24 protein-coding genes and 1 pseudogene are annotated in these 26,238 nt (G+C 61.7%); 19 read left to right on the top strand and 6 right to left on the bottom strand.

Annotated features, from left to right (window positions below):
* The first annotated feature begins 84 nt into the window (after nucleotides 1-84).
* From AC0L3J_RS07575 to dusA, 15 genes and pseudogenes are all read left to right on the top strand, one after another.
* Nucleotides 85-1,161: an ABC transporter substrate-binding protein gene (locus AC0L3J_RS07575; RefSeq protein WP_473346680.1), complete on the top strand. Its 1,077-nt coding sequence runs from the start codon at nucleotides 85-87 to the stop codon at nucleotides 1,159-1,161.
* Nucleotides 1,162-1,438: 277 nt separating this feature from the next.
* Nucleotides 1,439-2,746, top strand: coding sequence for a tricarballylate/proton symporter TcuC (gene tcuC / locus AC0L3J_RS07570; protein ID WP_473346764.1), 1,308 nt, complete (start codon nucleotides 1,439-1,441; stop codon nucleotides 2,744-2,746).
* Nucleotides 2,747-2,817: 71 nt separating this feature from the next.
* Nucleotides 2,818-3,615: a substrate-binding domain-containing protein gene (locus AC0L3J_RS07565; protein WP_473346678.1), complete on the top strand. Its 798-nt coding sequence runs from the start codon at nucleotides 2,818-2,820 to the stop codon at nucleotides 3,613-3,615.
* Nucleotides 3,616-3,650: 35 nt separating this feature from the next.
* Nucleotides 3,651-4,973 carry an MFS transporter gene (locus AC0L3J_RS07560; protein ID WP_473346676.1) on the top strand — a complete coding sequence of 441 codons (1,323 nt, stop codon included), beginning with the start codon at nucleotides 3,651-3,653 and terminating at the stop codon, nucleotides 4,971-4,973.
* 63 nt (nucleotides 4,974-5,036) lie between these two features.
* Entirely contained in the window at nucleotides 5,037-6,074 is a 1,038-nt protein-coding gene (locus AC0L3J_RS07555) for an isocitrate/isopropylmalate dehydrogenase family protein (protein WP_473346674.1), read from the top strand.
* 74 nt (nucleotides 6,075-6,148) lie between these two features.
* Entirely contained in the window at nucleotides 6,149-7,807 is a 1,659-nt protein-coding gene (locus AC0L3J_RS07550; RefSeq protein ID WP_473346673.1) for an acetolactate synthase large subunit, read from the top strand.
* Between the two features lie 73 nt (nucleotides 7,808-7,880).
* The gene (locus AC0L3J_RS07545) at nucleotides 7,881-8,249 is read left to right on the top strand and encodes a phasin family protein (protein WP_473346672.1); all 369 of its coding nucleotides are present in this window, start codon (nucleotides 7,881-7,883) and stop codon (nucleotides 8,247-8,249) included.
* A 141-nt stretch (nucleotides 8,250-8,390) separates the two neighbouring features.
* Nucleotides 8,391-8,984 (top strand): adenylate kinase, encoded by a 594-nt coding sequence (locus AC0L3J_RS07540; protein ID WP_473346671.1) that lies wholly within the window; start codon nucleotides 8,391-8,393, stop codon nucleotides 8,982-8,984.
* Between the two features lie 17 nt (nucleotides 8,985-9,001).
* Entirely contained in the window at nucleotides 9,002-10,174 is a 1,173-nt protein-coding gene (locus AC0L3J_RS07535; RefSeq protein ID WP_473346669.1) for an iron-containing alcohol dehydrogenase, read from the top strand.
* 21 nt (nucleotides 10,175-10,195) lie between these two features.
* Nucleotides 10,196-10,870, top strand: coding sequence for a poly(R)-hydroxyalkanoic acid synthase subunit PhaE (locus AC0L3J_RS07530; RefSeq protein WP_473346668.1), 675 nt, complete (start codon nucleotides 10,196-10,198; stop codon nucleotides 10,868-10,870).
* Nucleotides 10,867-11,988, top strand: coding sequence for a class III poly(R)-hydroxyalkanoic acid synthase subunit PhaC (phaC, locus tag AC0L3J_RS07525; RefSeq protein WP_473346667.1), 1,122 nt, complete (start codon nucleotides 10,867-10,869; stop codon nucleotides 11,986-11,988). Before AC0L3J_RS07530 ends, phaC begins: the two co-directional genes overlap by 4 nt.
* Nucleotides 11,988-13,910 (top strand): acyl CoA:acetate/3-ketoacid CoA transferase, encoded by a 1,923-nt coding sequence (locus AC0L3J_RS07520; RefSeq protein ID WP_473346666.1) that lies wholly within the window; start codon nucleotides 11,988-11,990, stop codon nucleotides 13,908-13,910. The genes phaC and AC0L3J_RS07520 overlap by 1 nt, the downstream gene beginning before the upstream one ends.
* A gap of 4 nt (nucleotides 13,911-13,914) precedes the next feature.
* Nucleotides 13,915-14,844: an alpha/beta fold hydrolase gene (locus AC0L3J_RS07515; RefSeq protein ID WP_473346665.1), complete on the top strand. Its 930-nt coding sequence runs from the start codon at nucleotides 13,915-13,917 to the stop codon at nucleotides 14,842-14,844.
* 57 nt (nucleotides 14,845-14,901) lie between these two features.
* Nucleotides 14,902-15,427: pseudogene (locus AC0L3J_RS07510) on the top strand (aldehyde dehydrogenase family protein); the annotation flags it as partial.
* Nucleotides 15,428-16,047: 620 nt separating this feature from the next.
* Nucleotides 16,048-17,043 (top strand): tRNA dihydrouridine(20/20a) synthase DusA, encoded by a 996-nt coding sequence (gene dusA, locus AC0L3J_RS07505; RefSeq protein ID WP_473346664.1) that lies wholly within the window; start codon nucleotides 16,048-16,050, stop codon nucleotides 17,041-17,043.
* 33 nt (nucleotides 17,044-17,076) lie between these two features.
* Here the strand turns inward: dusA and AC0L3J_RS07500 are convergent, their stop codons facing one another.
* The 5 genes from AC0L3J_RS07500 to AC0L3J_RS07480 all read right to left on the bottom strand — a co-directional run bounded on the left by AC0L3J_RS07500 (nucleotide 17,077) and on the right by AC0L3J_RS07480 (nucleotide 21,813).
* Nucleotides 17,077-17,631: a TIGR02281 family clan AA aspartic protease gene (locus tag AC0L3J_RS07500; RefSeq protein WP_473346663.1), complete on the bottom strand. Its 555-nt coding sequence runs from the start codon at nucleotides 17,629-17,631 to the stop codon at nucleotides 17,077-17,079.
* 28 nt (nucleotides 17,632-17,659) lie between these two features.
* Nucleotides 17,660-17,863, bottom strand: coding sequence for a DUF1289 domain-containing protein (locus AC0L3J_RS07495; protein WP_473346662.1), 204 nt, complete (start codon nucleotides 17,861-17,863; stop codon nucleotides 17,660-17,662).
* 44 nt (nucleotides 17,864-17,907) lie between these two features.
* Nucleotides 17,908-19,503: a sensor histidine kinase gene (locus AC0L3J_RS07490; protein ID WP_473346661.1), complete on the bottom strand. Its 1,596-nt coding sequence runs from the start codon at nucleotides 19,501-19,503 to the stop codon at nucleotides 17,908-17,910.
* A gap of 137 nt (nucleotides 19,504-19,640) precedes the next feature.
* The gene (gene nhaD, locus AC0L3J_RS07485) at nucleotides 19,641-20,918 is read right to left on the bottom strand and encodes a sodium:proton antiporter NhaD (RefSeq protein WP_473346659.1); all 1,278 of its coding nucleotides are present in this window, start codon (nucleotides 20,916-20,918) and stop codon (nucleotides 19,641-19,643) included.
* Nucleotides 20,919-20,940: 22 nt separating this feature from the next.
* A complete protein-coding gene (locus AC0L3J_RS07480; protein WP_473346658.1) occupies nucleotides 20,941-21,813 on the bottom strand; it encodes an NAD(P)-dependent oxidoreductase in 873 nt (290 codons plus the stop codon).
* 182 nt (nucleotides 21,814-21,995) lie between these two features.
* Between AC0L3J_RS07480 and AC0L3J_RS07475 the strand changes: the two genes are divergently transcribed.
* From AC0L3J_RS07475 to AC0L3J_RS07460, 4 genes are all read left to right on the top strand, one after another.
* The gene (locus AC0L3J_RS07475; protein WP_354161083.1) at nucleotides 21,996-22,433 is read left to right on the top strand and encodes a VOC family protein; all 438 of its coding nucleotides are present in this window, start codon (nucleotides 21,996-21,998) and stop codon (nucleotides 22,431-22,433) included.
* A 53-nt stretch (nucleotides 22,434-22,486) separates the two neighbouring features.
* Nucleotides 22,487-23,629 (top strand): Mrp/NBP35 family ATP-binding protein, encoded by a 1,143-nt coding sequence (locus AC0L3J_RS07470; RefSeq protein ID WP_247360352.1) that lies wholly within the window; start codon nucleotides 22,487-22,489, stop codon nucleotides 23,627-23,629.
* Between the two features lie 232 nt (nucleotides 23,630-23,861).
* Nucleotides 23,862-24,953 carry a TRAP transporter substrate-binding protein gene (locus AC0L3J_RS07465; RefSeq protein WP_007592593.1) on the top strand — a complete coding sequence of 364 codons (1,092 nt, stop codon included), beginning with the start codon at nucleotides 23,862-23,864 and terminating at the stop codon, nucleotides 24,951-24,953.
* A 338-nt stretch (nucleotides 24,954-25,291) separates the two neighbouring features.
* Nucleotides 25,292-25,726, top strand: coding sequence for a YunG family protein (locus AC0L3J_RS07460; RefSeq protein WP_473346657.1), 435 nt, complete (start codon nucleotides 25,292-25,294; stop codon nucleotides 25,724-25,726).
* On the opposite strand, the gene AC0L3J_RS07455 is transcribed toward AC0L3J_RS07460, so the two are convergent.
* Entirely contained in the window at nucleotides 25,723-26,214 is a 492-nt protein-coding gene (locus tag AC0L3J_RS07455; protein WP_473346656.1) for a GNAT family N-acetyltransferase, read from the bottom strand. The genes AC0L3J_RS07460 and AC0L3J_RS07455 overlap by 4 nt on opposite strands.
* Between the last annotated feature and the right edge of the window lie 24 nt (nucleotides 26,215-26,238).

The following is a 26,238-nucleotide window of genomic DNA, read 5'->3' as shown; positions in this document are numbered from 1 at the left end:
CTGATTGTGCGCTGCTGTAGAAGTGGCTGCAGTCCTGAACAAACTAAAGTCCGCAAAGCGGCTCATGGACGAGGAAACGTCACGATGGGGGCTGCCAAAGCCTTGGCCTTGTGCGTTGGAATCTTGCTGGCGTGGCCTGCCATGTCGGAGCAAGCGCAGCTCGGCCCTCGCAAAGGGCAACCATCCGCTACCGCCGGAGCTCGAGAGCAACTCAACATCGTATCGACGACCCAGGACGCGGACGTCGCCGACCTGCTTGCCGATTTCCGGGCAGGCCATCCGGACATCGAGATCGTCCATACAAAGATCAACTCGAACGATATCTACAATCAAGTCGTGGATCCCTCGACCTCCAGCGCAGCACCCGGAGACATTGTCTGGAGCTCCGCAATGGATCTGCAGATCAAGCTCGTCAATGACGGCTATGCGCAACCCTATGTGTCGAAGGAAATTGCGCATATCCCGGATTGGGCAATTTGGAAAGACGAAGCCTATGCCATCACGGCGGAGCCGATTGTCATTGTTTATAACAAGAACCTCGTTGCGGAGTCCGACGTTCCCCGAACCCGCGCTGATCTGAAGAGCCTTCTAACCCGAAAGCCTGATACCTATCGGGGCAAGATCGCAACCTACGACCCGGAGCAGAGCGGGACCGGATTCCTGTTCATCACGCGCGATGCCGGAATCACCAGGACGACGTGGGATTTGGTCCGTGCCTTCGGCGGCGCCGGTATCAAGCTCTACTCGACCACCGGAACGGTGCTGGATCGGATTTCATCCGGCGAACATCTGATTGCCTATAATATGATAGGGTCTTACGCGATCGAACGGGCCAAGGAAGATGCCTCAATCGGAATCGTGTTTCCTGCCGACTACATCACGTTGATGTCGCGCATAGCCTTCATACCGGTCGCCGCGCCGCACCCAGAATCCGCGAAACTGTTCCTCGATTACTTGCTTTCGGAACGCGGTCAGAAGTTTCTCCTGGCCCGATCGGTCGGTCCTGTGCGCCTCGGCCTCGGTGCAGAAGGTGTCATACCTGCGGATCGCAGCAACGCAGTCAAACCAATCCATATTGGTGCGGAATTGCTCACCTATCTCGATCAAGCAAAACGAGCGAGCTTTCTCAAAGAGTGGCGCCGCGCATTGCAGGATCCATAGAGATCCACGGATTTGGATTTCGAACGGAATAACATCCGAGAGAAACCCCATATCTGCCGGCTCGCCAAGCGCACCGTCTTCACTCCGACTTCGACCAGATTTTCCTGCAGGGTGCATCAGCGACAGGTTGATGACAGGCAGCTGATATACGGTGAGGCAGCCTAGCTTGAACGATAGCGCCTCGCGTATCGGTCAATCCGGCCGCGATCAAGTTTGCAACACCTGCCAGACGGGTGAACAAGACAAAGAATCACAAACGATAAAAAGGGAGGACGGCATGACGGCTACCACCGGACAGTCGAAGCTTGGCATGGTGCTCCGCGTCACCAGTGGCAACTTTCTTGAGATGTTCGATTTCTTTCTGTCAGGCGTCTACGCGTCGTACATCGCCAAAGCATTCTTCCCGCTGGAAAATGAATACGCGTCACTGCTGCTGACCTTTGTCGCGTTTGGCGCAGGCTTTCTGATGCGTCCGCTCGGCGCCATCATCCTCGGCGCCTACGTGGATCGGATCGGCCGGCGCCAAGGCCTGATCGTTACATTGTCCATCATGGCTGCCGGGACGGTGCTCATCGCGTTCGTGCCAAGTTACGCAACCATTGGCATATTGGCCCCGATTCTCGTCTTGATTGGACGCCTGCTGCAGGGCTTCTCGGCTGGCGTCGAGCTTGGTGGTGTTTCCGTCTATCTCTCGGAAATGGCCACACCGGGAAAGAAGGGTTTTTACGCCAGCTGGCAATCGGCAAGTCAACAGGTCGCGATCATCGTCTCGGCCTCGCTGGGTTTCGCTCTGAATGCCTGGCTTGCACCGGCGCAGCTTGACGATTGGGGCTGGCGCATTCCGTTCTTCATCGGCTGCCTGATCGTTCCTTTCGTATTTTTCATTCGACGCTCGCTGCAGGAAACCGATGAGTTCCTGGCGCGGAAGCATCATCCGACACCCCGCGAGATCTATCGCTCCATCCTCGCAAATTGGAGCATTGTTCTTGCCGGGATGATGATGGTGATCATGACCACGGTGTCGTTCTACCTCATTACCGTCTACACGCCGACATTCGGCAAATCGGTCCTCAAGCTGACCGCGGCCGATGGCCTGATCGTGACGATTTGCGTGGGAATATCGAACTTCATCTGGCTTCCCATCATGGGCTCGTTGTCCGATCGGATTGGTCGTCGGCCGATCCTCATCGCCTTTTCGACTTTGGCATTTCTGACTGCATATCCCGCGCTTTCCTGGTTGGCCGCAGGCCCGACGTTCCCGAAGATGTTGACGGTCCTGCTTTGGTTGTCTTTCATCTACGCCAGCTACAACGGCGCGATGATCGTCGCATTGACCGAAGTCATGCCGGTAGGTGTACGAACGTCGGGATTCTCCCTCGCATATAGTCTGGCAACGACGTTCGGTGGGTTTACGGCAGCGATCTGCACCTGGCTGATCGCTGCCACTGGTGACAATGCGTCGCCGGGATATTGGATGAGCGCGGCAGCACTCTGTGGTCTGGCCGGGACGTACCTCGTTTACAGGCCGCAGGAACGACGCGCGCTATCCGGGGCCAATTCGGCCGAGACGGTGATAGGGACGTGACCACCAAAGTACTCGATGACGTCGATCGTCATCGAGCAAGCACAGTCCCTGAATAATTGCATCGAAGGAAATTGCCGATGACGATCGTCGTGCGCAGGCTAGTTGCGCTGAGCTTGCTGATTGTTTTGACGGCCGCGGCGGGACTAGCCGGGGCGTCCGAGGTCAGGGTCATGATCTCGGGAGGCCTGGCGACGCCTTATAAGGAACTCGTACCGCAATTTGAACGCGCGACGGGAAACACGGTCGTCACGGCCTATGGCCCTTCGATGGGTAGGACGGAGAATGCCATCCCCGTGCGACTGGCACGCGGGGAGGCAGCGGACGTGCTCATCATGGTCGGCGACGCGCTTGGCGAAATGATCGAGCAGGGCAGGGCGGTCGGAACCAGCCGGGTCGACCTGGTACGCTCGCCGATCGGGATCGCGGTACGCGCCGGCACGCCAAAGCCTGACATCGGTACGCCTGATGCATTGAAACAGGCACTGTTGAACGCGAAGTCGGTCGCGTACTCCGATAGCGCCAGCGGCGTCTATGTCGGCAACGAGCTGTTCAAGCGTCTCGGGATTGCCGCCGAGATGAAGGCCAAAGCCAAAATGATTCCGGCTGAGCCGGTCGCGAGTGTTGTTGCGCGCGGTGACGCCGAACTCGGCTTTCAACAGATCAGTGAGCTTCTGCCGATCGCTGGAGCCGATCTTGTCGGGCCGCTCCCGCCAGACGTCCAGAAAATCACGATCTTTTCTGCAGGCATAACCTCCAGTGCCAGTCAGCCGGAAGCCGGACGGGCTCTCATTGCCTTCCTCGCTTCAGCTGCAGCCGCTCCGACCCTGAAAAAAGCGGGTCTCGATCCCTTCGCGGCATCGGAAAAATAGACCGGCTTCAGATCTGCGGGAGGAGAGAGGACGCCATGACTTCAACTGCTGCGCGGCCATCGCACATTGAAAAGGAAACGATGCGGAAGGTGACGTTCCGCATCATTCCCTTCCTGATGGTCTGTTACTTCATCGCGTTCGTCGACCGCGTCAACGCCGGTTTCGCCGCGCTGCAAATGAACCAGGATATCGGCCTCTCGTCGGCCGCGTTCGGCCTCGGAGGCGGGCTGTTCTACATCACCTATGTCCTTTGCGAGGTGCCGAGCAATCTGGCGATGGAGAAGGTGGGAGCCCGGCTCTGGATCGCGCGGATCATGATCACATGGGGCATCGTCGCCGCATGCATGGCGCTGGTGGTGGGGCCAAACTCGTTTTATCTCGTGCGAATGCTGCTGGGGGCTGCCGAGGCAGGGTTCTTTCCGGGCGTCATTCTCTACTTGACCTATTGGTTTCCCGCCGAATACCGCGGCCGGATCGTCGCGATCTTCATGGTTGCGATTCCGATCTCGAGTTTCCTCGGCTCGCCGATTTCCGCCTCGTTGCTGCAGCTTGAGGGATATCTCGGCTATCACGGCTGGCAGTGGATGTTCGTGCTGGAGGCAGTACCTGCGGTACTTCTCGGCATCGCCTCGTTCTTCGTGCTGCCCAACGGGCCTGCCAATGCGCGATGGCTCACCGATGCGCAGCGCAACTGGCTGGCCAATCGACTGGCCGCCGACACTTCTTCGCCGAAAAAGGCCGCGGCGCATTTGTCGCTTTGGCAGGTCGTGTCGAACAAATATGTTCTCGCCGCCTCGCTGATCTATGCCGGCGCGTCCGGCTCGAGCCAGGTTCTTTCGCTGTGGCAGCCCCAGATCATCAAGTCGTTCGGCCTGAGCAACATGGAAACCGGATTGGTCAATTCCATCCCGTTCGGAATTGCATCGGTGCTGATGGTGCTCTGGGGCCGGAATTCGGATCGCACGCGCGAGCGAACCTGGCATACAGCGATTCCGCTGCTGCTATTGGCGATCAGCCTTTCGGTCGCTCCATTCACCAGCGCGCTGCTTCCGGTTGTCCTGTTGCTGTGTGTCTCCGTCACGGCCACCTACATCGTCAAGGGGCCGTTCTGGGCCCTTGCCACGGAATGGATGTCGGCTGGCGTTGCTGCCGCTGCGATCGCGCAGGTCAACGCGATCGGAAACATCGGCGGATTCCTGGGGAGCTATCTTCTCGGCGTCATCAAGGATGCCACCGGAAGCTACTCACTGGGGCTGTTGCCGCTTGCCGCTCTGTCCGGCGCGGGGTGCATCATGGTGCTGGCGCTCAGCCGAAATCCACAACGCGACGCTGTGACCGTGCAGGAGCCGGTCCATTGAACGCGGGGCCAACGTTTCGAAGGACGCCGGCTGAAAACGCCGTTTCATTCAAGGGGATTTGCGATGACCACAGCTAGATCACTGCAGAAGCGGCCCGCTACGCTCATTCCAGGCGATGGTATCGGCCCCGAGATCCTGAAATCGGCCGTCGACATTCTCGAAGCGCTCGGCTCTCCATTCGAATGGGACATCCAGCAGGGTGGCCTGGCAGCGATCGAGGCAAGCCGTGATCCGCTGCCGCAGGCGACGCTGGACAGCATCCGGCGCACGCGGCTCGCCCTGAAGGGCCCGCTAACGACGCCGGTGGGGGGAGGATTCCGGTCGATCAATGTTCGTCTGCGCGAAGAATTCGGCCTATACGCCAATTTGCGGCCGGTTCGAAGCATGGTTCCCGGAGGACGATTCGACGAAATCGATATCGTGCTGGTGCGAGAGAATCTCGGCGGGCTCTATGTCGCTTTCGAACATTATATCCCGATCGGGGAAGATCCGCACGCGGTGGCTATTTCGACCGGGGTCAATACCCGCGAAGGATCGCGCAAGATCATCGAATTCGCATTCGACTACGCGCTCAAAAACGGTCGCAAGAAGGTGACCGTCGTACATAAGGCCAACGTGCTGAAGGCGCTGACCGGCATCTTTCTCGAGGTCGGTCACGAGGTTGCAAAGAAATACGAGGGCAGGGTCAAAATGGACGATCGCATCGTCGATGCCACGGCGATGCAGCTCGTCATGAATCCCTGGCAGTTCGACGTCATCGTCACCACCAATTTGTTCGGCGACATCCTGTCCGATCAGCTCGCCGGGTTGGTCGGCGGTCTCGGCATGGCTCCCGGTGCCAACATTGGACCGGATGCGGCCATCTTCGAGGCCGTGCACGGCTCGGCGCCGGATATCGCCGGCAAGGGAATCGCCAATCCGCTCGCTTTGCTGCTGGCGGTCGGGCTGATGCTGGAGCACATTGATCAGCCTGATCTTGCGAACCGTCTCAGAACGGCGATTGATCAGGTTTTACGGAAGGACGGAGTTCGTACTCCGGATCTTGGGGGTAAAGCATCCACCACCGATTTCACCCAAAGCATCATTCGTCGGTTGGGATAACCGGCAACTGGGAGAGCCGTCCTCGCTTGAGCACGATTGGTGCCACCTCGTTACCGCAAGATCAGGAGAATAAGATGCCGAAGGGTTCAGATTTATTGGTTGCCGCACTCGAGAACGAGGGCGTCGACCGGATTTTCGGCGTTCCCGGTGAAGAGAACCTCGATGTCGTGGAAAGCCTGCGCAACTCGTCGATCAAGCTGATCCTGACACGCCATGAGCAGGGCGCGGCCTTCATGGCCGCGACTTATGGACGACTGACCGGCAAACCCGGCGTGTGCATCACCACGCTGGGCCCGGGCGCATTGAACCTGACGACTGGCGCCGCCTATGCGCTGCTCGGCGCCATGCCCATGATCATGCTCACGGGCCAGAAGGGCATCATGAGCAGCCGGCAGGCCAAATTCCAGATCGTCGACGTGGTCAGCGCTTTCAAGCCGTTGACCAAGCTGTCGCTCCAGATTGTCAGCACGACCAGCATTCCGACGATCGTTCGCGATGCCTTCCGGATCGCCATGGAAGAACGCCCGGGTCCGGTGCTGCTCGAATTGCCGGAGGACATCGCCGGCGAAGAATCCGAGGACGTCGCGATGGTGGCGCCGCATCCGATCGAGATCCCGGTCGCCCATCGTGCCTCGCTGGATCGCGCTGCCGACATGATCCTCAAGGCCAAGCGGCCATTGATCATGCTCGGTGCCGCGGCATCCCGGCCGCGGAGCACGGTGGGCATCGGCGGGTTTGTCCGCCGCACGCAGATTCCGTTCTTCACGACGCAAATGGGTAAGGGGACCGTACCCGGGGGCGGCAATCTCTATATGGGGACGGCGGCGCTCAGCGAACGTGACTACGTTCACGAGGCCGTTGATCGTGCCGACCTCATCATCGCGATCGGCCACGATACGATCGAGAAGCCGCCGTTCATCATGGGGCCGAAGGGTCCCCAGGTGATCCACGTCAGCTACACGCCGGCCAATGTGGAGCGGGTCTACTTTCCGCAATGCGAGGTGGTTGGCGATGTAGGGCCCAGCCTGGAACTGCTAGCGGATCGCGTGGAGGGTCGGCTGCACAACGCCGGCGCGTTGCTCGGGCTTCGCGAAGGCATTTTGAAGCGGATCACCGACCGCAATACCGAGGATCGCTGGCCGCCGACCCCGCAACGCATCGTGCACGATGTGCGAAAGGTCATTCCTGAGGACGGCATCGTCGCGCTGGATAACGGGATGTACAAGATCTGGTTCGCCCGCAACTACCGCACCTATGTGGCGAACACGCTGCTGCTGGACAATGCGCTGGCGACAATGGGCGCCGGGCTGCCATCCGCCATGATGGCGGCGATGCTGCATCCGGAACGTCGCGTGCTCGCGGTCTGCGGCGATGGCGGCTTCATGATGAATTCGCAGGAAATGGAAACCGCGGTTCGCCTCAAATTGAATCTCGTCGTGCTGATCCTCGAAGACTCTGCTTATGGCATGATCCGCTGGAAGCAGGCGGTCGACAGTTTCCCGGACTTTGGCCTCACGTTCGGCAATCCGGATTTCGTCAAATATGCCGAGAGCTACGACGCGAAAGGCTCGCGGGTCGAAAGCACGGGTTCATTGATTCCGACGCTCGAAAACGCCTTCAAGGGTGGCGGTGTGCACCTCGTCGTGGTGCCGATCGACTACAGCGAAAATACCCGAGTGCTGGTGGATGAACTTCGCGAGAAGCTGAAACAGGTCGTTGAGCCGACCGCGTGAGCCGTCGGCAAGGGCCGATTGATGAGCTGAGCGGAAATTGGCGTGGTCGCAAACGCCGGCAATGGAGAGTGCAATGAGTGAGCAGATCAGCGAGCAGGCCGAGAAGATGCGCGAAATGGCGCAGACCACGCTCGATAAGGCGAAAGAGGCTGTGTCGAAGTACATAACCGAATCCCAGAAATTGAGAGAGAAGGCCGATTCCAGCGTTCGCTCAACCTATTCGGCGGCGAAGGAGATGAACGAAAGGGCAGTCGCGTTCGCCGAGGAAAATGTGGCTTCGGGCTTCGAGCTTGCGCAACGGCTGTTGCAGGCCAAGGACCCGCAGGAAATGGGCGCAGTTTATCAAAGCCATCTCAAGGAGCAGATGGAAAAAATGAACGCGCAGTTTCGCGAGCTTGCGAGTGCAATGGGCCAGCCGCCGACGGTTGACCTGAATAAGTAGGGCCGGTCGCCTCAGAGCGAAATCAAATCGCTTGATCACGGGATGCTGCCTGGACGCGGTCCGAGCGCGGACGATCTGCGCCGGCTGATCGTCGAGGCGATCGCGCGGGCAAAGAGCTGAAACCGAGATATGGGCAACGATATGAGACTGGTTCTGTTGGGGCCGCCAGGCGCAGGCAAGGGCACGCAGGCGACGAGGATCGTCACTCGATTTGCCATCCCGCAATTGTCGACCGGCGACATGCTGCGCCAGGCGGTCGCGGAAGGCACGGCTGCGGGATTGCGCGTCAAGCACATCATGGATCGCGGTGAACTTGTGCCCGACGACGTTGTGGTGTCCGTGATCGCCAACCGTATCGATCATTCCGACGCGGCAAACGGCTTTGTCCTTGACGGCTTCCCGCGCACGGTCGCCCAGGCCGAAGCGCTCGATCGGGAACTCGCTATCCGGGGCATCAAGCTCGACGCGGTACTCGAGCTCGAGGTCGACGAAGATGCACTGCTCGAGCGCATCAAGGGGCGCGCCGACGAGGCGGCAAGCCGAGGCGAGCCGGTGCGCCGCGACGATAATCCCGAGGTCTTCAAGACCCGGCTCGACGTTTATCGCGAGCAAACTGCGCCGGTCACGGAATACTACCGGTCGCAGGGACTGCTCAATCTCGTCGACGGTTTGCAGCCGATTGACGCCGTGACCGAACAGCTCGCCGCGGCGCTTGCGGCAGTAACGTCCGATTAGATCAGGAGTGATGTCAGATGAAAGCTTTTACCTTCCAGGCACCGCCCAACATTCTGTTCGAGGCAGGCGCATCGAAGAAGCTGGCGGAGTTGGTCGCGGGATACGCGGCAAAACGTGTCCTGCTGGTTACGGATAAGGGCGTACGCAATGCCGGCCTTACGACAAACGCCGAGGCTGGCCTGATTGCCGGCGGCTGCGAACTGACAATATTCGAAGATGTGGAGGCGGATCCGCCGTCGCATATCATCGAGCGGGCGGTCGCACTTTGCCGTGACAAGGACATCGAGCTGGTTGCCTCGATCGGCGGCGGCAGCGCGCTCGATACCGCGAAGTTGGTGGCCTATCTGGCCAAGACGCCTGATCGCCTCGAAGATATCTACGGCGTCGGTCTTGCGAAGGGCGAACGCCTTCCGCTGCTGCTGGTGCCGACAACGGCCGGAACGGGCTCGGAGGTGACACCGATCGCGATCGTCACCACGCCGACGACCGAGAAAAAGGGCGTCGTTGCGCCCCGCCTGCTTCCGGACTGGGCCATCCTTGATCCGGAGCTGACGCTCGGCCTGCCCGCGCCTGTCACCGCGGCGACCGGCATCGACGCCATGGTCCATGCGATCGAAGCCTATACCAGCAAGCACCGGAAGAATCCGATGTCGGACCAGTTGGCGCGGCAGGCTCTCGCCCTGCTGTCGGCGAATGTCCGGACGGTCTGTACGGACGGATCCAATCTGGAGGCGCGGTCGCAAATGCTGCTGGGCTCGATGCTGGCCGGCATGGCCTTCGCCAATTCGCCGGTCGCCGCCGTACATGCGCTGGCCTATCCGATCGGCGCGCTGTTCCATGTCCCGCATGGCTTGTCGAACGCCTTGGTCCTGACGCAGGTGCTGCGCTTCAATTTGCCGGAAGCGGAAGGGCTCTATGCCGAGCTGGCGCCGATCGTGGATCCCAAATCGCAGGGAATGAACGTCGGTCAGCGGGCGCGGATCTTCGTCGACGCCATCGCGGCGATCTGCCGGGATTGCAATGTTCCGGCCTCGCTGGCCGATGTCGGCATTGCGAGGGGCGACCTGAAGAAGCTTGCCGAGGACGCGATGAAGCAGACGCGGCTTCTGGTCAACAACCCGCGCGAACTCAGCTTTGACGATGCGCTGGCGATTTACACCGAGGCGTTCGGCAACCGCGCGGCGGCCTGAGCGGCACAAAGAGTGAGTAGCATGAGCGATAAGGACAAATCGGCTTCCGCGGATTCCGATCCCGGCCTCGAATGGGCGAAGCTATGGCAGACGATGGCCGAATCCTCGAACCGCATGGTCGAGGCGTGGTCGGGGTCGATGGCACCGTTCATGCTGGCGCGTCTGTCGGAAAAGCCGGGTGGTTTTGGCGACGGCAACGAGTTGTCGGCGGCGATCGAGCGAATGGCGCAGGGGCCGCGGCTTGCCGACGTCTGGGACATCGACCGGAAAATGGCGTTGGCCTTTGGCGCCTGGATCGAGATGCGTCAGCGGCTTGCGAGCTACAATGCGGTCGCTGCCGCGCCTTGGCCTGAAGCGTCGAAGCGATTTTACGAGACGATGTCCGCAAGCGGTAGCGGTGGCTCCCCGCATCCGGAGTGGCGCGAGGCGTTCGCCAAATGGAGCGAAATCTCCAACGAGGAACTGATCCGTAACCAGCGCACCGACGGATTTTTGCAAGCTCAGAAAGAGTTGCTCCAGGCGGGCCTCAAATTACGGAGCCGGCAGGATGACGTGGCTGAAGCGGCGTCAGCCATGTTGGGTCTACCGACTCGCAAGGATTTCGACGATGTGACGCGGCAATTGACCGAACTCCGCCGTGAAGTCCGCACGCTCACCCGCCAGATGCGCGACCAGAAGAGCGAAGGCACACGATGAGCGACCAGGAGAATCAGACCTCGCGCTTCGCCCGCGACATGGCGGCCAACGCCGAGAAAATGTTCAAGGCGACACAGCTGATCGCCAACACGCGGGATGAAGACGTCGCCATCGGTACGACGCCGAAGCATCTGGTCATGCGCCGCGACAAGGTCGAGCTGTTCCATTACGAGCCGATGGCGCAAGCCAGTGCGAAGACGCCCGTCCTTTTGGCCTACGGCCTGATCGGGCGGTACACCATGGCTGATTTACAGCCCGACCGCTCGCTGGTGCGCAGCCTGCTCGCAAAAGGACTCGATCTCTGGCTGATCGACTGGGGTCAGCCGGGCCGAACCGAGCGATGGCTGAAAATCGATGATTACGTCGATGACTACATCGATGCCGCAGTCGACCGCATCGCGCAGGAAACCGGCGATGACAAGATCACGCTGCTCGGCATCTGCGAAGGCGGCGTCTTTACGACGTGCTACGCTGCTTTGCACCCGGAGAAGGTGAAAAATCTCGTCATCACCATCACGCCGATCGACTTCCATGCCGATGTCAAGGACAAGGCCGTGCACCACGGCTTCCTCAACCTCTGGACCCGCAGCCTCGATCCTGATGACATCGACAAGCTGGTCGACACCTATGGCGTGCTGCCGGGCGAGTTCATGAGCTCGGTGTTCTCGATGATGACGCCGATGCGCTCACTGACGAAGTACAATGTCGATCTCATCGACGTCGTCGATGACGAGGCGAAGTTCATGAATTTCCTCCGCATGGAAAAGTGGCTCGCGGACCGTCCGCATCATCCCGGCGAAGCGGCAAAGCAGTGGCTGAAGGATCTCTACCAGGAGAACCGCCTGGTCGATGGCAGTTTTGAATTGTCCGGCCGTCGGGTCGATCTGAAGTCGATCGCGGCTCCCGTGCTGAATGTTTTTGCGCTGGACGACCATATCATCCCACCGGATTGCTCGCGCGCGCTCGGAGCGAAGATCGGCAGCACGGATTACACCGAAATTCCGCTGCCCGGCGGCCATGTCGGCCTGTTCGTCTCCAGCAAATCGCAGGGCAAGCTGAGCCAGAGCATTGCCGACTGGCTGGTCGCCCGCGACGCCAATGCCGGAAGTGAAGCCTGATGCGCAACAAGATCGTCGACGCCGCGGAGGCGGTGGCCATCATCCGTTCCGGTGACACCGTCGCCTCGTCCGGCTTCGTCGGCGTGGGAACGCCTGACGAAATTATCAAGGCGCTGGAGCGACGCTTCGTCCAGACCGGAGAGCCGCGGGATCTTTCGCTGGTGTTCGCGGCGGCGCCCGGGGACGGCGCCGATCGCGGCCTCAACCGGCTGGCGCATCCCGGCCTGATCAAACGCCTGGTCGGCGGACATTTCGGCCTGGTTCCGAAGCTCGCCCGGATGGCGGTCGACAATCACGTCGAGGCCTATAACTTGCCGCTCGGATGCGTATCGCATCTGTTTCGCGAAATTGCGGGGCGCAAGGCCGGACTTCTCTCCAAGGTCGGGCTCGGCACCTTCGTCGACCCGGCCAATGGCGGCGGAAAGCTGAATGCGCGCACCACCGAAGAGCTGGTGCGGTTGATCGAAATCGACGGCGAACAATGGCTCTTCTACAAGGCATTTCCGATCAACGTTGCGATCATCAGAGGTACCACCGCCGACCACAATGGCAATATCTCGATGGAGAAAGAGGCGTTGACCCTCGACAATCTGGCGTTGGCAACGGCCGCCAAGAACTGCAAGGGATTCGTCATCGCGCAGGTGGAGCGCATCGCCGCCTCCGGCTCGCTCAATCCACGTCATGTCAAGATTCCGAGTGTCTTGATCGACTGCGTCGTCGTTGCCCAGCCCGAAAACCATGTTCAGACCTATGCCACCGGTTACAACGGGGCATTTTCGGGCGAATTGCGCGCGCCGGCCGATCGCAATGTTCCGATGGCGCTGGACAACCGCAAGATCATTGCGCGCCGCTGCGCCCTGGAATTGCCAATGGGCGGCGTGGTCAATCTCGGCATCGGCATGCCCGAGGGCGTTGCGTCGGTTGCCGCCGAGGAGAAGCTGTTCGACTTTGTGACGCTGACTGCCGAGCCCGGCATCATCGGCGGTATTCCACAAGGCGGCCTCGATTTCGGTGCTTCGATCAATGCAGAATCGATCATCGACCAGAATCAGATGTTCGATTTCTACGACGGCGGCGGGCTCGATCTGGCCTGTCTCGGCATGGCCCAGGTCAATGGCCGCGGCGACGTCAACGTCAGCCTGTTCAACGGCCGCCTGGCCGGCGCCGGGGGCTTCATCAACATCTCGCAGAACGCGCGGCGGCTGATCTTCGCAGGCACCTTCACCACGGGTGGGCTCAAGACATCGGTCGCGGATGGTCAGCTCAAGATCCTCAGCGAAGGCAAGTCCTCGAAATTCATCGACAAAGTGGATCAGATCACGTTTTCGGGCAAGCTTGCCGCAACCAACAGGCAGCCGGTTCTCTATGTGACCGAGCGATGCGTGTTCAAGCTTACCCAGGAAGGTCTCGAACTGACGGAGATCGCGCCGGGTGTCGACATGGAGCGCGACATTCTCGCGCTGATGGGCTTTCGCCCCATCATCCAAGCGCCGAAATCCATGGATGTTTCGCTGTTCAGCGAAGCGCTGATGCAGCTAGACGACCGGCTGCTCAATCGGCCGCTGGCGGAGCGGCTGTCATACGATGCCGATCGCAACACGCTGTTTCTCGGTCTCGACGGCTATCGGGTCCATGGAGATGCCGAGGTCGAGGTAATCCGGGCGTCGATCCTCGAGCTCTTCCATCGTGTCGGACGCCGGTTTTCCGCAGTCGTCAATTACGATTCGTCTTACATCGCTCCCGACATGGCGGAGAAATGGTTTTCGATGGCCGCGGAGGTCGAGCGGACCTGCTACGATCATGCCTCGCGCTACACCACCAGCGCATTCATGCGCCTGAAGCTCGGCGATGCGCTCTCCCGCCGCGACGTCGCGCCACATATCTTCGAAACCTCGGCCGACGCCCACCGCTTTGTCGAATAGACCGATGCGGCTGAAATCCACCGAGGTGCGCCCCGCGGATTGGCCTGAAGGACGGCAGATGGCGCCCGACCGTATCGGATCGGTGCGCGGGCTGACCCGCCGCAGCTTCCATCGCATGGCATTCACGGACTGGGGACCGGCGTCCGCGGTGCGGCCAGTACTCTGTGTCCACGGATTGACGAGAAACGGCCGTGACTTCGATCATCTCGCCGCAGTGCTCGCCAGCGCGGGCCGGCGCGTCATTTGCCCGGATTTGCCGGGCCGGGGACAAAGCGAGCGGTTGCAGGACAGCAGCGACTACGCGTTGCCGCAATATTGCAGCGATATGACAGTGCTGATGGCAGGACTCGGTGCAACGGAGATCGACTGGGTGGGCACGTCGCTCGGTGGCCTGATCGGGATGGTGCTGGCCGCCCTTCCGGGCAGTCCGATCCGTCGCATCGTCATCAACGATATCGGACCCTATTTGCCCTGGGCCGGATTGCTTCGCCTCGGCGCCAATCTCAACGATGCGCCAAGATCCTTTGAGACGATCGAACAGGCCGAAGGCTACTACCGGCGGGTTCTCGCGCCCTTCGGGCGATTGGAGGATGCGCACTGGCGGCATCTGACAACGCATAGTGTGAGCTGGAGCGCGGAGGGGCGCTGCTTCAGGCCGCTGTGCGATCCGAATATCGCCCATGCCTTTCGAAACCCCTGGCACTACAGCGTCGATCTCTGGAAATACTGGGATGCGATCGATGTCCCCATTCTTGTGATACGCGGGCAGCAATCGGATTTGCTTCCCGAAGCCGTCCTCAGGGACATGATGCGGCGCAATCGCAATGTCCGCGTCCACAGCGTCGCTGACTGTGGGCATGCGCCGGCGCTGATCGCTGACGACCAGATCGAGGTCGTTGCCACGTTCCTCAGCAGCGAGCGCGGAACGCTTTAAGCCGGTTTTGCGCTGGTCGCGGATCGATTCACTCTATTCATTTTGGCTGTCTTCATCATGACTTCGAAACTCACGCTCAAGGATCCGACCCTGTTGCGCGATGCCTGTCCGGTGGCGGGTGCGTGGGTAGCTGACGATAACGGCGCCACCATCGCAGTCGATAATCCCTCGACCGGCACCGTGGTCGGGCATGTCCCTAACGTGGGATGGCCGCGACCCGGCGGGCGATCGAATTCGCCAACGCCGTGCTACCGGCGTGGCGCGCCCGGACCGCGAAAGAGCGCGCCGTGATCCTGCGACGCTGGTTCGATCTGATCATGGCGAACCAGGACGATCTCAGCGCGATCCTGACGGCGGAGCAGGGGAAACCGCTCGCTGAAGCCAAAGGCGAGATCGCGTATGCCGAAGCGTCATCGAGCGGTTCGGCGAGGAGGCAAAACGCGTCTATGGCGATACTATTCCAGGCTTCACGGCCGATCGCCGCATCATCGTGCTGAAGCAGCCGATCGGCGTTTGTGCCGCAATCATCCCGTGGAATTTCCCGGCCGGGATGATCACCCGCAAGGCCGGCCCGGCGCTTGCTCGTTGCAGGTGAGCTGAGCAATCAGCTGAGCCAGACGATTGATCCAGTTTGGTCAGGCCGTTCACCTTCTATTGAGGCGCTTCCTCAATCACGCTGAAACTGGTCCATCATCGATCTCTCACGGATGAGCTTGATCGATACGGATCTTGTTGCGGAAGACGATCTTTATTCCGGTTGAATGCTTGAGCTTCTCCCGTTTTTCATCTCGCCGCTCGCTAGCGTGAGTAAGTGGGACGGAAGATGTTTCCAGCAAAAATCTACATCGGTCAGATTACTGTCGTCTATTGCCGCCGCCGGCGGCATCGCAGACGTGCTCCTTACGATGCAAGCGGAGCTTCGACGATCCGTTGCGGTCGATATTGCGCTCCATCTCGACCGCCCATTCTTCTCCGTCCTTGCACCGTCTGAAGGTCTCGGCCACATAACGGGTCTTGCGGCGGACTTGGACGCGCCAGTTTCCAGATGCCAATTGAGTGAAAGTCGCCACGCGTGTGCACTCCGGCTTTCGTGTGCACTATGTGTGCATCGAGAGGTCAAAACGGGTACAAACGTGTGCAATTTCGTCTAGTTTGGAGTGCACACGTTCGTGCTTCATCCCATTGAGAGCGTAGGGTAAATAATTGGAATCGCAAGACTATCGCTTTTCTGTGGCGCCCATGATGGATTGGACCGACCGGCATTGCCGGGTGTTCCACCGTCACCTGACGCGGCGGGCGCTGCTCTATACGGAGATGCTGACCACCGGTGCCATCATTCATGGTGACCGGGAGCGGCTGCTTGGGTTCGACGTGGTCGAGCACCCGGTCGCGCTTCAGCTCGGCGGGTCGGATCCGCGCGAGCTGGCGCTGGCGGCGCGGATCGGCGAGGAGTTCGGTTATGACGAGATCAACCTCAACGTCGGCTGCCCCTCCGACCGCGTGAAGGACGGCCGTTTCGGCGCTTGCCTCATGGCGGAGCCTGATCTGGTGGCGAGGTGCGTCGAGGCGATGAAGGGTGCGGTTGCCGTGCCCGTCACCGTGAAGTGCCGCATCGGCATCGACGACCAGGATCCGGAGGTCGCGCTCGACAACCTTGCGCGCGCGGTCGTCGCTTCCGGCTGCGATGCGCTGATCGTGCATGCCCGGAAAGCATGGCTCAGCGGTTTGTCGCCGAAGGAAAATCGCGACATCCCGCCGCTCGACTATGATCGCGTCTATCGCCTCAAGCGCGCGATGCCCGATGTGCCTGTCATCATCAACGGCGGCATCCCCGGTGTCGACGAGGCCAAAGCACATCTCGATCACGTTGACGGCGCGATGCTTGGACGCGCCGCCTATCAGGAGCCATGGCGGCTGCTTTCGGTCGATACCGACATTTTCGGCGAGGCGGCGCCGCATGCCTCGATGCGGGATGCGCTCGAAGCGATGATGCCCTACATCGAACGACAGCTCGCGCGCGGCACGCGGCTGCACTCCATGACGAGGCATTTCGTCGGCGCATTCCATGCCGTGCCCGGCGCGCGCGCCTTCCGCCGGCATCTTGCCGAGCAGGGGGTGAAGCCGGGCGCCGGCCTCGAGGTGCTGCGTGATGCGATCGCGCGTGTCGGTGCCCGCGCGCCGACGGAGGCGGCGGCCTAGCCGGAGTCACATGACGAGCCGGATTGCAGAAGTCTAGTCGACCGCGAGTCGAGGACGGCGGTGACTGGTCTGGAGTTCCGGATAACCGGTGAGCATCAGCTTGTCGGCACGCACGCCCCAGCTCTCCAGGCGATCGAGGAAGCTCATGCCGAGCAGGTTGGTCTTCATCTGCCCGCGCGGCACGACGAGGGCGGGGACCGATTTCTCGACGAGGTGGCCGACCGAGAGGCGATCGATCGTGAGGCGGGCCGCCTTGGTGCGACCGCCCGCGGTTTCGAGATCGACGTCGTATTCGAGCATCTCGAGCGGCAGCCCGATCGCTTTCGCAGTCTCCCAGGTCAGCACCACCGAAGTCGCGCCGGTGTCGATGACCATCGGTGCGGCCACGCCGTTGATCTTCGCGCGCAGCGCGAATTCGCCGCCCTGGCCGCGCGGGATCTGCACGGCGGGGGCGGGCGCTGCGGTCTGCGTGCGAAAGATATGCGAGACCTTGCTGCTCGCGCGCGCGATCTGGTCGGAATCGCCATAGGCGACGACGGCACCGGCCGTGCAGGCGAGCATGGCGAGAACAAGCAGGAACCGGATCATTGCGCACCTCCCGATGCGCTCAGGCCGGTCAGGTGTCTTTCGGCGATCCTGCAATGGGCGCAAGTCCAGCCTGATTCATGCGCGCCGGCAACAGCGCCATGACCGCGAGCCGTTCCGCGCTCTCCATGGCGTGCCAGCGCGCGATCTCCGGCAATGTGCGTCCGCAGCCGAAGCACAGCCTGGTCTTGGGATCGATCATGCAGACGGCCACGCACGGCGTTTCTTTGCTCATTCGGACATAGTGGCGGATGGTCAGGCATGTCTGCAAGCATCTCGTTACGAGCCCGTACCTGCGCTCATGATCGGCTTGCGACGGGGCCGGCGCTTCTCGTCCGCTACCGCGGAACTCTCGGGCTGGAGCGGCGGAGAATCATCCGACATCGGCGCCAGCGCGCTCATCACGCGCTCGGGCGGGAAGGTGACGATCACTTCGGTGCCGATGCGCAGCTTCGATTTCAGCGTGAACGTACCGCCATGCAGGTCGACCAGATTCTTGGCGATCGGCAGGCCGAGACCGGCGCCCTGTTCGGCCGACTTGATCGAGTTGGAGCCTTGGCCGAACGAGGCCAGCACGACCGGGATCTCGTCCTCGGGGATTCCGGAGCCGGTATCCTTCACCGAGAGATATTGTCCGCCTGAGGCCGTCCAGCCGGCCTTGAGCCAGATCTCGCCGCCCTGCGGAGTGAACTTGATCGAGTTGGAGAGCAGATTGAGCACGACCTGGCGGATCGCGCGCTCGTCGGCCCACAGCCGCGGCATCGCCTGCTCGAACACCTCGTGGATGGTGATGCCACGGCTCGAGGCGCGCAGCTTCATCAGATGATGGCAGTCGGCGACAATGCCGACCAGCGAGACCGCTTCCTCGTTGAGCTCGTAGCGGCCGGCCTCGATCCGCGACAGATCGAGGATCTCGTTGATGAGGTTGAGCAGGTGGACGCCGGAATTGTGGATGTCCGCCGAGTATTCCTTGTAGACCGGCACGGCATGCGCGCCGAAAATCTCGCTCTTCATCACCTCGGAGAAGCCGAGGATCGCGTTGAGCGGCGTCCGCAGTTCATGGCTCATCTGCGCCAGAAAGCGCGACTTGGCGACATTGGCGGATTCGGCGCGGTGGCGCGCCTCGTCCGAGATCGCCTTGGCCTGTTCGAGCTCGCCGATCAGCGCGTCCTTTTCGGCGCGCGCCTCGAGCGTGGCGAAGGTCGAAGAGTGCAGGCGGTGGGCCAGCAGCACGAAATAGCCTTCGGCGGCGAGGGCGAGCGCGGCCAGGATGTAATTGTCCAGCGAGCCGGTTATCACGAAGCTCAGCGCCATCGCGACCGCGACCGGTGCGGTGGCGGCGAGGGCGGCGATCGGCAGATTGGCGGCGAGCATGCTCGATACTGCGATCACCAGCAGCATCAGGAACATCATCAGCGATTCCGTGATCATGTCGAGCACGGGATGGATCAGGATCGCCATCCAGCAAAGGCCATAGAGCAGGTCGAGCACGACGAAGCGCGTCTGCCATGCGCGCGTTGCCGCGGGCGAGGCGGGCTCGGCCAGGAAGCGGTGGCAGCTGCGGATCATCGCGGCATGGATGCACAGCATGCCGACGGTCCAGGCCGCGGCGGGGATCGGCTGCATCCACAGGCCAAACAGCACGCCTGTCGCGACCACTAGCAGCATCACGACATAGGAGGCCGACAGCCGGGTCTGGGCGTAATGGCGCAGCATCTCGGCGTCGAAAGCCGGCCGGGTTCCACTGGTCGACGTTAACTTGTCGCGCGCCTCGCGCACCCGCTGTGCCGCAGCCCGGCGATGGCTCGCCGACGGCACGCTCACCGGCTCGGCCGGAAGCTGCACAACCTCGGGCTTTTCAGCGGGTTTACTCATCGCACAACAACAATTCCTGCCCGCGCGGGACGGGCCTTCTGCATTGTCTATCTCTGGCAAGAAATCCTTAAGAGGTGACTTAAGGAGCTAAAGAATTACGTTAACCCGGCGTTAATTTTGGATCCGGCGTGAGCCGCTCAATGTAGCGCCGCGTGCTGTGCGATGTACACCACGGCGCCCGCCAGATAGCCGGCGAGCGCCGGGAGGGCGATGCGACGGGCGTACCAGAGGAACTCGATGCGCTCGAGCCCCATGGCGGCGACGCCTGCGGCCGAGCCGATGATCAGGATCGAGCCGCCGGTTCCGGCGCAATAGGCGATGAACTCCCAGAGGAAGCTGTCGGGTGGATAATGCGCCAGGTCGTACATGCCCATCGTCGCGGCGACCAGCGGCACGTTGTCGATGACGGCGCTGAGCAGGCCGAGCACGATCACGATGATGTCCTGTCGGCCGATCGCGGTGTCCAGCCATTTGGCCAACATAGAGAGCAGGCCGGCATGTTCGAGGCAGGCGACCGCGAGCAAGATGCCGAGGAAGAACACGATCGAGCCCATGTCGATCCGCGTCAGCGCATTCGCAAGCGTGAGCGGACCGCGGACATGCTCATCCTTGTGGCGGTGAACGATCTCGCCGACCAACCACACGACGCCAAGCCCGAGCAGGACGCCCATGAAGGGCGGCAGGTGCGTGACCGTCTTGAAGGCGGGCACCGCGATCAGCACGCCAAGTCCGAGATAGAACATCACGTTCCGCTCGAACGGATCGACGCCTTGCAATCCGTCCTCTTTCGGCGGCGGTGCGATGGTCTTGCCCTTGAGCGAAAAGCTGATGAATGCGAGCGGCACCAGCAGGTTGAGCAGGGAGGGCAGGAACACCGCGCCCATGATTTTCAGCGGCGAAATCTGTCCGCCGATCCACAGCATGGTCGTGGTGACGTCGCCGATCACGGTCCATGCTCCGCCGGCATTTGCGGCGATGACGATGAGGGAGGCGAACAGCAAGCGGTCGTCGCGCTTGGCGATCAACCGCTGGATCAGCGAGACCATCACGATGGTGGTGGTCAGGTTGTCCAGGATTGCGCTGAGGAAGAAGGTCACGAAGCCAATCAGCCATATCAAACGGACCTGGCTGGTCGTGCTGATGCGGGAGGTAATGACCTCGAAACCATCATGGGCGTCGATGACCTCGACGATGGTCATCGCGCCGATCAGGAAGAACACGATCTGCGCGGTGGAGGCGACGGACTCATCTAGCTGATGGCCGACCAGCGTGTGGTCGCCGGTCGCGAGGGCGTAGATGGTCCAGAGCACGCCTGCGCCGAGGAGTGCAGACGCGCTCTTGTTCACCCCGATCGGATGCTCGAGCGCGATCGCCGCATAGGCGAGGACGAAGATTGCGGCGAGTGCGGTCAGCAAGGCAGGATCACTTCGTCAGAGGTCAGCGATTAAGGCGCGCGAGCAGGCTCGACGTATCCCAGCGCTTGCCGCCCATCTTCTCGACCTCCGCGTAGAACTGGTCGACCAGCGCGGTCACCGGCAAATTGGCGCCATTGCGGCGGGCTTCGGCCAGCGAGATCGAGAGATCCTTGCGCATCCATTCGACCGCGAAGCCGAAATCGTATTTGTCCTCGTTCATGGTCTTGTAGCGGTTTTCCATCTGCCAGGACTGCGCGGCGCCCTTTGAGATGGTTTCGATCACGGCGGCGACATCGAGGCCACTCTTCTTGGCGAAGTGAATACCCTCGGAGAGGCCCTGGACGAGGCCGGCGATGCAGATCTGGTTGACCATTTTGGTCAGCTGGCCGGAGCCGGCCGGCCCCAGCAATTTGCACATCCGCGCATAGGCGCCTGTGATGATCGGCTCGGCACCCGCATAGGCGTCCTGCGCGCCGCCGCACATCACCGTCAGCACGCCGTTCTCGGCGCCGGCCTGGCCGCCGGACACGGGTGCGTCGATGAACTTGAAGCCGGCCTTGGTCGCGGCCGCATCGAGCTCACGGGCGACCTCGGCGGACGCGGTGGTGTGGTCGACGAAGGTCGCACCCTTCTTCATGCCGGCAAACGCGCCGTCGGCACCGATCGTGACCGCGCGCAGATCGTTGTCGTTGCCGACGCAGCACATCACGAAATCCTGGCCCTCGGCTGCAGCCTTCGGGGTCGCCGCGGACTTGCCGCCGAACTTGTCCGCCCACTCCTTCGCCTTGGCCGCGGTGCGGTTATAGACGGTGACCTCATGGCCCCCTTTTTTCACGAGGTGTCCGGCCATGGGGAAGCCCATCACGCCGAGACCGAGGAAAGCGACTTTAGCCATCTGTGGTACCTTGTCCGTAGTTTGGGTTTTACGGTTCTTGCCGGGCGAGGGCCGCCCGGTTCCGCCATTGCGGCAGATCGGCCGCACCATAAACCCTTGAGGCCGGAGGGCAACGGGTTCGTTTGGCCCCCGCTTGTGCTAGAATGGCGGACCTAAGGACTTCAAAAAAAGGGAGCGAAGGCATGGGCGGCGTAAGCGTGGGCGTGCTCGATCATTTCAATATCCGGACCCGGAATCTGGCCGAGACCGTCCGCTTCTATGAGGACGTGCTGGGCCTTGAAAAAGGCCCCCGGCCGAATTTCGCCTTCCCCGGCGCCTGGATGTACAGCGAGGGTAAGCCGGTGGTGCACCTCGTCGATATTTCCCCGACTGCCGAGCCACAAAAGCCGGATTCCGGCGTTGTCCACCACGTCGCCTTCGCCAGCCGCGGGTTTGACGGCATGAAGCAGCGGCTGGCCTCAAAAGGGATGAAGTTCGACTCCCGCCAGGTGCCCGGCGGCGAGCTCTGGCAGATCTTCGTCCACGACCCCAATGGGGTCATGATCGAGCTGAATTACGAGGCGGCCCTGGAGCAGGGCGCCGCGCCCGCCGAGATGGCTGACGATATCGGCAGGCAGTAGCCTTTTGGGCGTTTCCGCTCTAATGGGGCATCTTGAATTCTAGGAGATGCGCTTTGAGCGTGACGCAGCAACAGGTTCTCGACAGCCTCGCCAGGATCAAGTCGCCCCGCGGGGTCGCGCTCACCAATGCCAATGTGCTGAGCGCGATCAGCGCGGCCGACGGCAAGGTGTTCTTCTCGATCAATGTCGATGCCGCCGAGGCGCGCGCCTGGGAATCCGTCCGGGCCGAGGCCGAGGCCGCGGTGCGTGCCATTCCCGGCGTCACCACCGTCATGGTGGCGCTCACGGCCGAGCGGAAGGCGGGCGCGGCGCCGCCACCGCCGCCAACGCCCAGCCGCGGCACGCCGGGCGTGCAGCCGGTCCACGCCCACAAGCCGCCGCCGCAGGGCGGCGCCCAATCGCCGATGGCGCGGCAGTCCGAGATTCCGGGCGTCGCGGCGGTGATCGCGGTCGCCTCGGGCAAGGGCGGCGTCGGCAAATCCACTACCGCGCTCAATCTTGCGCTGGGCCTGCGCGATCTCGGCCTCAAGGTCGGGCTGCTCGATGCCGACATCTACGGTCCCTCGGTGCCGCGGCTAACGGGCCTGCATGAGAAGCCGGAGCTGGATGGCGAGCGCAAGATGATTCCGCTCAGGCGCTTTGGCCTGGCCATCATGTCGATCGGCTTCCTGGTGGAGGAAGAGACCGCGATGATCTGGCGCGGGCCGATGGTGATGTCGGCGGTGACGCAGATGCTGCGCGACGTCGCATGGGGCCAGCTCGACGTTCTCGTCGTCGACATGCCGCCAGGCACCGGCGATGCCCAGCTCACGCTGGCGCAGAACGTCCCCTTGAAGGGCGCCGTGATCGTCTCGACCCCGCAAGACCTGTCCCTGATCGACGCGAGGCGCGGGCTTGCGATGTTCAAGAAGGTCAACGTGCCCGTGCTCGGCATCGTCGAGAACATGAGCTATTTCCAATGTCCGCAATGCGGCACGAAATCCGACATTTTCGGCCATGGCGGCGCGCGCCACGAGGCCGAGAAGCTCGGGGTACCGTTCCTGGGCGAGGTCCCCCTGCACATGGCGATTCGCGCCACCTCGGACGCCGGGACGCCCGTTGTGGACAGCGAGCCGGATGGTCCCCATGCGGCGATCTACCGCGCCATCGCGGGACAGGTGCGGGACCAGCTCAAGGGCGTCATCGCCGCGGCCTGAGCGGATCCAAGGCAATACCTTCAAGCCAATCCCTTCAAACCAGTACCTTGGGGACATGCGACTTTCGTAGAGCCCTGTCATGCCAATGTCGCGTTTCGAAAGCGGGGCTTCCGTGTTAAAGGCCCACGGCAGTCAAGCCCCTTCGGTTCGACGCGGCCAAAGAACGCGTCGCCGGAATGAGCGGCAGCAAAGAGGAAGTTAGGGGAAACGCCCCAACAAGGAGAGACTGAAGATGAAGCGTCGTGATTTTTTGAAAGTGTCGGCAGCCGGCGCGGCGGCGACCGCCGCGGTGGCCTCGCCGGCGATCGCGCAGTCCTCGCCCGAGATCAAGTGGCGCCTGACGTCGAGCTTCCCGAAGTCGCTGGACACCATCTATGGCGGTGCCGAGCAGATGGCGAAATACGTCGCCGAGATGACCGACAACAAGTTTCAGATCCAGGTCTTCCAGGCGGGTGAAATCGTTCCGGGCCTGCAGGCGCTGGATGCGACGCAGAAGGGCACCGTCGAGATGTGCCACACGGTGTCGTATTACTACGTCGGCAAGGACCCGACCTTCGCGATCTTCGCGTCGGTGCCTTTCGGCCTGAACGCACGCCAGCAGAATTCCTGGCTCTACCAGGGCGGCGGCAACGAGCTCGCCAACGAGTTCTTCAAGAAGTCGAACGTGATGGGCTTCCCCTGCGGCAACACCGGCACCCAGATGGGCGGCTGGTTCCGCAAGGAGATCAAGACCGTTGCCGACCTCTCGGGCCTCAAGATGCGCATCGGCGGCATTGCCGGCCAGGTGCTCCAGAAGGTCGGCGTGGTGCCGCAGCAGCTCGCCGGCGGCGACATCTATCCGTCGCTCGAGAAGGGCACCATCGACGCGGCCGAATGGGTCGGTCCCTACGATGACGAGAAGCTCGGCTTCGCCAAGGTCGCCAAGTACTACTACTACCCGGGCTTCTGGGAAGGCGGTCCGACCGTTCACGCCTTCGCCAACATCGACAAGTGGAACGAGCTGCCCAAGAACTACCAGGCGATCCTCACCAACGCGACCGTCAACACCAACACCTGGATGGCCGCGCGCTACGACATGGTGAACCCCGGCGCCCTGAAGCGTCTGGTCGCCGGCGGAACGCAGCTTCGCCCGTTCACCAATGAAGTTCTGGAAGCCTGTCTCAAGGCGACCAACGAATTGTGGGGCGAGATCTCGGCCAAGAATCCCGACTTCAAGAAGTCAATCGATGCCATGCAGGCCTACCGCTCCGACGAATATCTGTGGTGGCAGGTCGCCGAATACACCTACGACAGCTTCATGATCCGCTCGCGCACCCGCGGCTGATCTTCGAACAAGTCGCAAGACGACACGCCCGGTCTCGTTCGCGAGGCCGGGCTTTTTCTTTGGGACGACGCGATCGGAATAGGCGAGGCGGAAGCCGCCGAGCGGCGTCGTCGCCGGGGGACCGGTGGGGCGCCCAACAAAAAATCTGAAAAACAACCCCATGCACAGTAGACGAGGGGTGAGCGGATAAGGCGCCGCGAGTGCAGCCAAGCGCTTGATGCGATGAAGCTAATTGGCAGGCACGCCAGAGCATCGCGGGGGCGATGGGAACTTCGCAATTTGGGCGTCAAAGCGGGGTCTGCCCAGGAGTACCAAGCGAGCGCTTCAGCGAGGGCCGTTTGACTCGTCGGGCAAAACAGTGGCATAAAGGCATTATCGCAAAATCCGAAATCAACGACTCGGTGGCCAACCTGGGGTTGACCATGAGCTTCGATCCCGATGGGGTTCAAAGCGCGTTGCGCAAGGCCTGGTCGTTGGCAACCGCCAGTCAATGGACGGCGAGCAATCCGGCGGCAGGGCAATGCAACGTCACCTCGCTGCTGATTCACGAGCTCTTCGGCGGCGACTTGCTGAAGACGCCGCTGCCGGCCGGCGACCACTTTTACAATCGCATCAAAGGCCAGCGGTATGACTTCACGGCGAGCCAGTTCGATCAGCCGATTGCTTACAAGGATTTACCTGCAAGCCGTGCCGATGCGGAACGGGGAGCGACAAGCGATGAACTGGCTGCTCTAAGCGCTGCTTTTCACAAGCACCGTACCAAGTCAGGTTAGGAGCACCTCCGAACCCAAAGGTTAGTCTGTGGGCAAAGATTCATCGCAAGTTTCGGCAGTGTTCTTCCCGGCACCGACCCTGATGGTACTTGGCCGACCTCGTGAGCTCCCATTCTGCGGTAAAAGGGAGCTGCACCGGGATCCGCCTCGATTGTTAGCCGCTTGGCACCCAGTTTCCTCGCGACATCGGAAGCCCAAGCGAACAAGGCCTTACCCGTGCCGCTGCGAATCGCACTCGGCTCGACGAACAGCTTCAGCAAATCGGCCTCGTGATAGACGATTCTTAGCTGTGCAACTCCGATGGGTCTCCCGTGATTTTCGGCAACCGCGATGGACGTCACCTCCAGGTCGCGCGGTTCAAAGGAAAGCTCGCCACGACAGGCTTCCATGAACTCATTGTCGTAGCCCCAGACGGTTTTAGACCTGAAACACAAATCGGAAAGCCCGGATAGCTCATCGATCGTTGGCGGCCGGATGATCAGAGGCAAGCTAAACCTCCCTGCACTGAGGAA

Source organism: Bradyrhizobium sp. Kon37, from assembly GCF_055807535.1.
This window is presented reverse-complemented; position numbering and strand designations above follow the sequence as displayed.